The organism is uncultured Campylobacter sp. (assembly GCF_938030685.1).
In the GTDB taxonomy this organism is placed as follows: Bacteria; Campylobacterota; Campylobacteria; order Campylobacterales; family Campylobacteraceae; genus Campylobacter_B.
This window is the reverse complement of sequence record NZ_CALHHX010000061.1, coordinates 1-9657: the sequence shown is the minus strand read 5'-3', so window position 1 is coordinate 9657 and position 9657 is coordinate 1. Positions and strand designations below refer to the sequence as shown.

The 9657-nt window shown below is 51.8% G+C and carries 8 protein-coding genes; 2 read left to right on the top strand and 6 right to left on the bottom strand.

Going from position 1 to position 9657, the window contains the following annotated elements; genetic code table 11:
• The first annotated feature begins 244 nt into the window (after positions 1–244).
• Entirely contained in the window at positions 245–907 is a 663-nt protein-coding gene (locus Q0369_RS02925; protein ID WP_298095737.1) for a hypothetical protein, read from the top strand.
• A 152-nt stretch (positions 908–1059) separates the two neighbouring features.
• On the top strand, positions 1060–1842 hold the full coding sequence (locus Q0369_RS02920; RefSeq protein ID WP_298095734.1) for a hypothetical protein: 783 nt from the start codon (positions 1060–1062) through the stop codon (positions 1840–1842).
• Between the two features lie 241 nt (positions 1843–2083).
• On the opposite strand, the gene Q0369_RS02915 is transcribed toward Q0369_RS02920, so the two are convergent.
• From Q0369_RS02915 to Q0369_RS02890, 6 genes are all read right to left on the bottom strand, one after another.
• Positions 2084–3175: an ABC transporter permease gene (locus Q0369_RS02915; RefSeq protein WP_298095731.1), complete on the bottom strand. Its 1092-nt coding sequence runs from the start codon at positions 3173–3175 to the stop codon at positions 2084–2086.
• Positions 3172–3852: a hypothetical protein gene (locus Q0369_RS02910; RefSeq protein WP_298095728.1), complete on the bottom strand. Its 681-nt coding sequence runs from the start codon at positions 3850–3852 to the stop codon at positions 3172–3174. Before Q0369_RS02910 ends, Q0369_RS02915 begins: the two co-directional genes overlap by 4 nt.
• The gene (locus tag Q0369_RS02905; RefSeq protein WP_298095724.1) at positions 3849–5477 is read right to left on the bottom strand and encodes an ABC transporter permease; all 1629 of its coding nucleotides are present in this window, start codon (positions 5475–5477) and stop codon (positions 3849–3851) included. The genes Q0369_RS02910 and Q0369_RS02905 overlap by 4 nt, the downstream gene beginning before the upstream one ends.
• On the bottom strand, positions 5474–6343 hold the full coding sequence (locus Q0369_RS02900; RefSeq protein ID WP_298095720.1) for a hypothetical protein: 870 nt from the start codon (positions 6341–6343) through the stop codon (positions 5474–5476). Before Q0369_RS02900 ends, Q0369_RS02905 begins: the two co-directional genes overlap by 4 nt.
• Positions 6330–8234 carry an ATP-binding cassette domain-containing protein gene (locus Q0369_RS02895; protein ID WP_298095716.1) on the bottom strand — a complete coding sequence of 635 codons (1905 nt, stop codon included), beginning with the start codon at positions 8232–8234 and terminating at the stop codon, positions 6330–6332. Before Q0369_RS02895 ends, Q0369_RS02900 begins: the two co-directional genes overlap by 14 nt.
• A gap of 1076 nt (positions 8235–9310) precedes the next feature.
• Positions 9311–9657, bottom strand: a 347-nt coding sequence (locus Q0369_RS02890) for an HlyD family efflux transporter periplasmic adaptor subunit (protein WP_298095713.1), incomplete at its 5' end; no start/stop codon positions are given.

Below are 9657 nucleotides of genomic sequence, written 5' to 3'. Positions count from 1 at the left end.
CAGGTCTCGGCTTTAGCTATTGCTGTCGTAATGCTTAAAATGCTCCTGCCGTTTGCCGCTCTCGTAATAACCAGCATCGTGCACCTGCTAGCCTGGAGTAAGATAGAAAAGATAAGCGCAGAGGTTTAAATTTTAAATTTCATAAACCTCTTGTCACGATAAAATTTCGCTCTTTTCGGTTTGATTAGCGTTTTACATCTGCTTTTTGCATATTGAAATAAATTTTTAAAAGGAGTTATACGACGTGCAAGACACCGTATTTCAAGCAAGAAAAAATGGGATGATCAGCACTGGCATTGATCTGTTTTTAGCGGCGTTACCGGTGGTTTTGATGGCGATAGATTTTGTTTTTGAGGGCATACCGGGGTATCCATATAATATCGTGATCATAGGTGGAATTTTTATCGCTTTTATTTGCTTCTCGGTGATTTATAGGTTAAGAGCACTCAGTAAAATTTCAGCGCTCACCGGCATAAAAGCGGCGGCGCTTTACCGCAACTGCATAATTGTTTTCATCTGTATCTCGGTGTTTTCATTATTTCATCCGATAAGTTCTTGTAGAGAAGAGATGACTAGAGAGACAACAGGAGAGACAATATGGAATTTAGCAGCGCCCGCAGCCGCAATCTACATAATCGTAGCGTGGCTTCGCATAAATTTCTCTTTGGCGCGAGTAAGCGGCGTGATGATATTTCGAATCTACGTGTGGCTCTGCGCCTTCTTTCTCGCGCTAAATTGGCTATGTGGCGCAGGGCCCTTCGGTTTGGCTACCTCCAAGCCGCAAATTGGCGATTCCGATGCGGTTTTAATTATCGCGTCGTTGAAGGAATTTTTGCCGTTTGCCGCCTTGATAATAACCGGCATCGTGCATCTACTAGCCTGGAGCAAGATAGAAAAGCTCGCCTAAGCCGAAACGCTTTCGTTTTGCGGCGACCACGCCTTTTGCAAGTCTAAACCGCAACGTCCAAAGCCGCGCTGTTATATAGCAATGTCAAGCGCGCCGCCGCAGCAGCAAAGCCGCAAGATAGCACGTAAATTTAGAAAATTCAAAGGATAAAAATGAAAGAAATTTCAAAGCAAGATCTGCTTCGCAAGGCGAAATTCCGCGGAGTTTTAGGTGCCGTGATTTTGCTAGGCATCGGCATAAGCGGTACGGTGGGCGTAAGCAGCATAGACGAGGACGCGGTCGCGATTTTTAGAGTTTTAGCGCTGCTAGCGACACTAGCGATATTTTACGACTGCTTCGTTTGCCTAGAAAAGGCACTAGGCGTGCGCTTCGTTAAGACCTATAGGCTGATAGAAAGTATCCCGATCGTCGCGATTTTGTGCTACTGCGCCATGGTAGTAGCGCTAAAGGAGGGCGCGATGCTTGATCTACTCTACACCCTGCTCTACGTCCTTTCGACGTGCGCAGCAGTGATAATCTGGGGCGTATTAAACTGCCGCCTAGCCACACTTAGCGGCGTGGATTTATTTAAAATCTACGGCATAGTGGTGTCCGTGACGTGGCCCTGCGAAGCGATATCGGGCGCGCTAGCTAAAATAGGCGTAATCCTCGCGCTGCCGTATCTAATCGCAGCGTCGCTGGTAACGGCATTTTCGGGGATTTTGCTAATCATAGCGTGGATAAAATTCAACCCCGCAAGGTTATGCGGCGCGGAGAATTCTAGCGAGCTTGGCGGCGCCAAGCTAGGCGCGGACGGCGAAAAACCGAGCATTTACAGCAAACTCGCTGCTTTTAAGAAATCAGACGCGGACGATGCGAAAAAGCCCGCTTCCAAGGCGAGCGCAGATGATACGACCGCCGCAAGACGCCCGGGCAACCCCGGATTTAAATTCTAACTCTACTCGCAAGATGGAATTTCGCAAAATTTTTAAAATTTAAGGCGCGAAATTTTATCGCGGCGCGCGGCGCATCGGGCGGAAACACGGAATTTTGATTTAATTTTATCCGCTACGAACGCGCAAAATTTAGGGCAAAATTCCAAGCCGAAATTTCGCGATCAATTTAAAATTTTAAGCAGAAGTTCACGACGAAGCAAAATCCAAGCCAAAATTCCAGCTGAAATTCCGATCTAAATCCCTAGTCCAGCTTATTTCTAAAAAGCGACGCCGCAAAGCTCAACGTGCCCGCGCCGATCAGCAGCAGCGGCACGATGAGATGCCACAGCTCGCCCAGGCCCGCGCCCTCCAGATAGATCCGCCACATGCAGTTGTTGGCATAATACATCGGATCGAGGTGCGCGATGTAGTAAAACCACCGCGGCATCGCGTCCGCAGGCGTTATTAGCCCGCTTATCATAATGCACGGCAGCAGGAACAAAAACGAGCTCACGACCGATTGCAGCGAGGTTTTGCAGACGGTCGAGATCACGAGGCCGATGCCTACGTTGCAGGCGCTAAAGATCGCGATGATCGCAAAAAGATGGGCAAAGCGCCCGCGGAATGGAATTTCGAAGTAAAATACGCAGATCAAAAACAGCGCGAGCCCCTGCGCGATCGCGATCAGCACGGGCGGAACGGCTTTGCCGATCAGCATCTCAAGCGGGTTTGCGGGCGTCATCAGCATCATATCGAAGCTCCCCTCTTCGCGCTCGCGAGAGACGCTAAACGCCGACAGCATCAGCACCTGAATCATCGAAAGCCCCAAAATCATCCCCGTCATGATCGTGTAGCGCGTGATCGTGTTTTCGTTAAAAACATAGCGCGGATTTATGCTGATTAAATTTACAAAATTCTGCGCGTTGTATTCCCCAGCTATGGCTTGCACGAAGCCGATGACGGTGTTTGCGGAGGTTGTATTACGCGAATCTGCGATGATCAAAAGCTCGTGCGTATCCTTAAAATCGCTGCCAAAATAGATTCCGATGATCGCCTCGCCCTCGCTTACCGCGCGGCGCAGGCAGGCTAGGTCTTTGCAGCCAAGTTCGGTCTTAAACATCGGCGTAGCGGCGATGCTCTGCACCAGCGCGGTGGACGTCGCATCGCGAGCATCGTCCAAAATCGCGTAGCGCACCTGCTCGGGGGTGAAATTCGCGCCGTAGCCGAATATGATCGCCTGCACCAGCACCGGCACGATCAGCACCATCCGCGTGCCCTTGTCGCGAAACATCGCCAAAAATTCCTTCTTAATAAGCGCGCGAATTCGAAGCAGGGATTTTCGCAAAGCGTTCATCGCGCGTCCCTTTTAAATTTAGCGACACCTTTAAATTTAACGCCATTTTCAAATTTAACGGCGCGGGCGGGCGGAACGGAATTTAAAGCGAAATTTAAACGTACCGCGGACGCGGGTTTAAATTTATGCGGTGGCAAGGAGATGAAATTTAAAAGCACGCTTGTGAGGCTAAATTTGCTAAATTTTCCGGCGCGCCTTGCTTCGTAGCCGTGCCGTGCAGCTGCGCTACGAAGTCGCGCTATGCGGCGGCGCACAAAATTCGAATATCCGCCCGCATGATTAAACTTAACCGCGCGCCGTTTTCCTTCTATGCTGCATCCGCGCCCTGCTTCGGCTTTGTCTGCGTTCGGCAAAACACGATGCAGAGCGCGAAGCGGCTCGCAAACGGGCTTTAAAATTTTAAATCCATGCTGCGATATGAAATTTTGCGCTGTGTCTGCAAGACGCGCTAAAGCAAGCGTAAATTTTAAAATTTCAAACCGATTGCGCAGCGGTTCAAGAGTAAATTTTAAAATTCTAAATCCATTGCGCGACGGCGCTGGCGTAAAATTTAAAAACTCCGTCGTCGCCATTCGCAAGCCAAAATGCCTCTCGCTAAGAAATTTTAAAATTTCAAATCTACGCTCCGCCGCCTGCAAGCCAAAGCTCCTCGCGTCTAGGAATTCTAAAAATTTCATCGTGCGCCCCTTTTTACGCTAAACACGCACAAGCGGAAAAACAGAACCGCTCCGAGCGCCTGAATGGCGAGGTTTATCCACAGCGTCGCGCTCTGTCCGCCCGATAGGAAGCAGATGCGAAAGGATTCGACCGCGTATGTGGGCGGCAGCAGGTGCCCGATGAAGTTGACCGCCGCGGGCAGTCCGCGCAGATCGAAGATCATGCCGCTAAGCAGCGTCACGGGCAGGTAGCCGATGACGATGGCGTATTCCTGCGCTAGGAATTGATTTTTGCAGATCGCCGAGATCAGCATGCCTAGGCAGGTCATCTCCAGCACGAAGACGCAAAGCGTCGCCAGCAGCATAGCCACGCTACCGCGGATCGGGATACCTAAAAGAACCTGCCCGTAAACGAGCGTCATCGCGCCGCCCAAAAGTGCTAGGAAATAATACGCGCCGACCTTGGCAGTGACGATCTCAAGCGTGCTTGCGTTGGAGTTGTAAAGCGAGGCGATCGTGCCGCGGTCCCATTCGCGCGAGATCACGACCGCGACCATAAATAGGCAGATGAGCCCCAAAATCCCCACGTACTCGGCAGATACGAGATACCACGTCGATTCGTTGGCTTCGTTGAACCAGCTGCGATAATTCACACTGACGGGCTTTGCTGCGGCACTTAAATTTGCGTTTAAAAAGCCGTAATCTTGCGCCAAAACCTGCTCGATTACCCCTGCTACGTAAACATAGCTAAGAAGCGCGAGCTGCGACTGCGTGGCGTTTTGGATAAGAAAAATTTCGGCGCCGTCTTGGTCTGAGTTGCTCGCTCCGCCGCCTGCACTACTTAAGCCGCCGTTATTTACGGCGCCGCCTGTACCGCTTGCGTCGTTAGCGTAAGGGCTTGCATTTTGGAGATCATCCGCACCGCCGATGAGGCCTGTATTCGTATCGCCTGCGCCGCCTATTAAATTTACGCTGCCTTGATTTGCGCCTATGTCGCCTGTGCCGCTACTAGAATTTGCAGTCGCGCCCATACTACCGCCGCTAGAATTTGCGGTCGCGCTGCTTGAATTTACTCCGCTGCCGCCCGCTTCTGAGCCGTTGCCGTATGAGCCCTCCCCTCTTGCGCCGGTACCGCCTGCAGAGGTGTTTATACCGCTCTCCGTGCTAGTGCCAGCGCCGCCGTCCTCAAGCGGACGGACATTGGCTCCGCCGTTCATATTCTGAATATCGCTTGTGCCGCGCGTGGAGGAGCTTTCGTCGCTAAAGAGGTTTAAATTTACGCCCGCACCCGCGCCGCCGAGCCCGCTCAACGAGTTTTGAAATTTAGCCGCAAAGCGCGGATCAAAATACAAAATGCTCTCGATCTCGTGCGCCTTAAAATCCCTCCTCGCGCTCTCTAAATCCGTATAGACGCGGGTTTGCAGGTATTTTGAGCCCAAAAACCCGCCGAGCAGATCCCGCTCGATTTTGGAGCCCAGATCGCTTACGAAGCCCACTTTGACGGGCTTTATGTCCATTCGCATCGCGTATCCGTAGATCACGACCAAAATTAGCGGCATCAAAAACGCGATCACGAGCGCCGATCGATCCTTTGCAATCTGCGCAAACTCCTTTTTTACGAGGATTTTTAAAAAGGTAAAATTCATCCGCCCTGCCCCTGTGCTCGGATTTTGCGCCGCTGCGCTGCGCGCGACGAGCCCCCAAATTTCAATCGCGCAGCAAATGCGGCTGTGGCTATCGCGCCCTGAAATTTTAGCCGCGTGATCGCATTTGGTACGCCCCTAAATTTTAATTGCGAAAGTGCGGCAACCGAGATTTGAAATTTTAGCAGTGCAGACCGACTGCCTGCGCCCATTTTACTCATCGCGCCCTGAAATTTTGATCGCTTGATCGCATACGGTGGGCTTTGAAATTTTATGCATCGCGGCATTGTCTCGCTACGGAATTTCTGACGTAAAAGCTCTACGGCGGTGCAAGTTCTGTGATGAAATTTTTGCATTACGATTTTAAATTTACAAGCTACCCGCAGACCGACCGCCATTTTAAATTTGCGATCTGTTTGCAGAGCAACCGCTCTTTTAAATTTATAATCTATTTGCGAGCCGTTCGCGCTTTGAAATTTACGGAGCAGACGGAGCGGGCTCGCTTCGCCGCGGAGCTTGCGCAGTATCCATCTAAAAAATCCACGCCGCGTCCCGCCGCGCGACGTCAAATTTAAAATTACACTGCCGCTTGAAATTTCGCAATCTCTTAAAATCCCGCCGCCATTTAAAATTTTACTATCGCTCCAAATTTTGCCGCTGCTAAAAATCCCGCTGCCGCTTAGAATTTCACCGACATTCAAAGCCCGGTCGCTCAAAATTCCGCCGCCGTTTAAAATTTCATCACCTCGCAAGAGCCTTTCGCGACTTAAAATTTTATCGCGCGGGCGCGCTGGTTTTCGCCCGACCCGCATAAAATTCGGATCAAAAATCCTCGCGGCTCGCGCAAAATTTAGATCAAGAGCCCTCATCGCCCGCCTCGCTTCTAAATTTTTGCACTTCGTTTATGAACGCCTGCTGCACGCTAAGCCGCCGCCCGTGCTGCACGCAGACCTCGTCGGGGCTACCCAGCGCCAGGATTTTGCCGCGATCTTGGATCAAAAACCGATCGCAATACTCCGCCTCCTCCATAAAATGCGTCGTCACGACCACGCTCACGCCGGTGCGCGCGAGCGCATTTATGCGGTTCCAAAAGAGCCTGCGCGAGAGCGGATCGGCGCCGCTGGTGGCCTCGTCGAGAAACAAAATCTCGGGGCGGTGGATGAGCGCGCACGCCATGCTGAGGTTGCGCCCCGCGCCGAACGGCAGGTTCTGCCACGTCTCGTTTCGCAGCCGCTGCAAGCCAAACTCGCTCAAAAGCTCCTCTATACGCCGCTTTAGCGCTACTCCGCCGATGCCGTAGCTGCGGCCGAAATACTCTAAATTTTGATAGCAGCTTAGCTTTTTATAAAGCGAAAATTTCTGCGAGACATAGCCGATGCGCGATCTGATCGATGATTTGGCGTAGCGCAGATCCTCGCCCATGACCGAGATCTCGCCCCCGCTCATCCCCAAAAGCGCGCAGATCATACGAAAGGTCGTCGTTTTGCCCGCGCCGTTTGGGCCCAGAAGGCCAAAAATCTCGCCCTTTTTGACCTCGAAACTCGTATTTTCCACGGCGGTGAATGAGCCGAATTTTTTACTCACGTCGCGCACTTTGATGACGGTTTGAGCCGCATCGAAGCTCTTTTTTTCGTAGCCGAAGTTTGCCGCGCCGATCTCCGCTCTGTTTAAAAAAATATACGCATCCTCTAGGCTCGCCTCGCGCGGGCTCAGTTTAAATTTAGCGCTTCCGTTTTCGTTAAATTTAGCGTCTCCGCTTTCGCTAAATTTAACGCCCTCGTTTTCGTTTGAAATTTTAAAATTTTCGCCGCGCCCGTTTTCGCACTCCGCGTCTTTGTCGCTCCCGTTTTCGCGCTCTGTATTTTCGCCATCACCCTCTAGGCTTGCGTTTAAAAACTCCTGCAGATCGCGCAGGCTTATCGGCTCCTCGCTTAGCAGATCGACGCTGCCGTCTCTAGGGCAGATGTCGATGAGCGGGGAGTTTTTTAAAAATCTTTGCGTCTTAAACATCAAGCGACGCGCCAGGCTCTGATAATCCTCGCCGTCGATGCGAAAGGTATGCTCCCGCAGCGCCGCGGTGATCTTTGTGGCGCGCTCCTGCGCTATGATCTTGCCGCCGAGCAAAATCAGCGTCAGATCGGCATCCGCCGCTTCGTCGAAATACGCCGTCGAAAATATGCATTTCGCGCCGCTTTGATCCAGATATTCGCGCACGATCGCCCACAGCTCGCTGCGCGAGAGCGGATCGACGCCGACTGTGGGCTCATCTAGCACCAAAAGCCGCGGACGAGCCGCAATCGCGCAGGCGACGCCAAGCTTTTGTTTCATCCCGCCGGAGAGCGAATCCACGGCATAATCTTTAAATTTCAAAAGCCCCACGCGGCGCAAAAGCCCGCGCAGATACTCCTCGCCGTCTTTTAGATCGAGCCCTTTTAGACCCGCGAAGATGTTTAAATTTTGCCAGACGCTAAGCTCCTCGTAAAGCCCCAGGCTCTGCGACATATAGCCGTTTGCGCGGACGAATTCTTTATTTTCGCCGCTCGGGACGAAGCCTGCAAATTTTATCTCGCCGCAATCGGGCGCGATGATGCCGCAGATGAGCTTTAAAAGCGTGGATTTGCCTGCGCCGTCGGGGCCCGTGAGGCTGATGAGCCGCGGCGCGTCGCCAATTCGCAGATCAAAATTTTCAAAAACGACGTTTTTGCTGCGATCCTCTCGCAGATAAAATTTCTTTAAATTTACAATATTTAGTAGATCCAAGCCTAGCTCCAAATTTTAATTGCTCGCTTTTAATTGCTCGCTCCGTCGCTTGGCGCGACGAACGAGACCTGCGCACGCCTAAAAGGCGCTCTTTATAGCGACGCCTTGCTTCTCTACAGCCGCCGAGACGTCTTGGTTTCGCAGCCACTGCGGCATCTTAGTTTTGTGACATCCGCGGCATCTTGGTTTTACAACCGCCGCACGCTTTAAATTTTGCGACGAGCAACGAAACTATCCGCGCATAAAACGTCGCGATCCTAACATCAAGCGCTCTGTGAATATCCGCGATAAACTTGCTTCAAAACGCAAGCGAGTTTTCAGGCACCTGGAGACCCATAAGCGCCGAGCTCTCTATCTGCGTCGCGCTCTCTTGCGGTGAAATTTTACCGCTACCGCGCTTTTTGGCGAAATTTTACCTATTCTCGGCTTTCTTTAGCATAGTGCCGACTCAGCTACCGCGCCTTTTGGGCAAAATTTTACGCCGTTTGCAATCGGCATTAATCGCGCCGCTTGTTTCGTAGCGAAATTTTACTGCCGTCCGCGCTTGGTACTCAACCGTCGCTCGTTTATCGCAAAACGCCTGCTAGAAATAAAGCCCGTTGCCGCTCTACTGCCCTGCTTTTACCTCGCCGCGAGCCAATTTAACTCGCGCTGCTTTGCGCCAAATCTTTCGGCAAAATTTTACTCGCTACGCTGCAGAATCCCGATCTTTTATCCAAAGCCGCTACCGGCTCGCGCAAAACTCGCACGATAAATTTTATGCCACCTTTCCGCCTTTTGTACGGCACCAACTCTAAATGCGCGGTATTTAATCGCCGTCTGCGCCGAAACGATGTACCTTTATACGTAGCAAAAATTTTATCGCCCTACTCTGTCGAATAGGCGCCGTTAAAATTTTACCTCGAAGCGCGCTTTTAAAATTTCATCAGGTTCACGCCGTATGCACGGCTTACGCGGTGTTGCGTAAAATTTTACGGGGCAGCGAGCTTTGCTATCCAAATTTTGCCCGCAGTGTCCAAAGTGCCGCGCGCCAAATTTCGCTCGTGCATTAAAATTTTACGCGCAGTGCTCGCCCGTTAAAATTCCACGCTGATCGGCTGACCTAAGCGAAACTGCCCATCTTCGTCGCTAAAATCGGCGCGCGCCTCCCACACGAGATCTGCGCGCAGCTCTTCGGTCTGCACCGTGCGGGGCGTGTACATCGCGGTTTGGCTCACGTAGGCGACCTTTGCGCTCGCGCTAGAGCCGTCTGCGGCGATGATCCGCACGCTCTGTCCGGCGCGCAGGAAGCGGAGCTGATTTTCGCTTAGATAAAATTTCGCGCGCTTGTTTTTTACTTCGCTAAGCTCAAAAACGCCCACGCTTGGCATGCTGATGTCGCCAAGCTCCTTAAGGCGCGCTCTGATCTGCCCGCTAAAGGGCG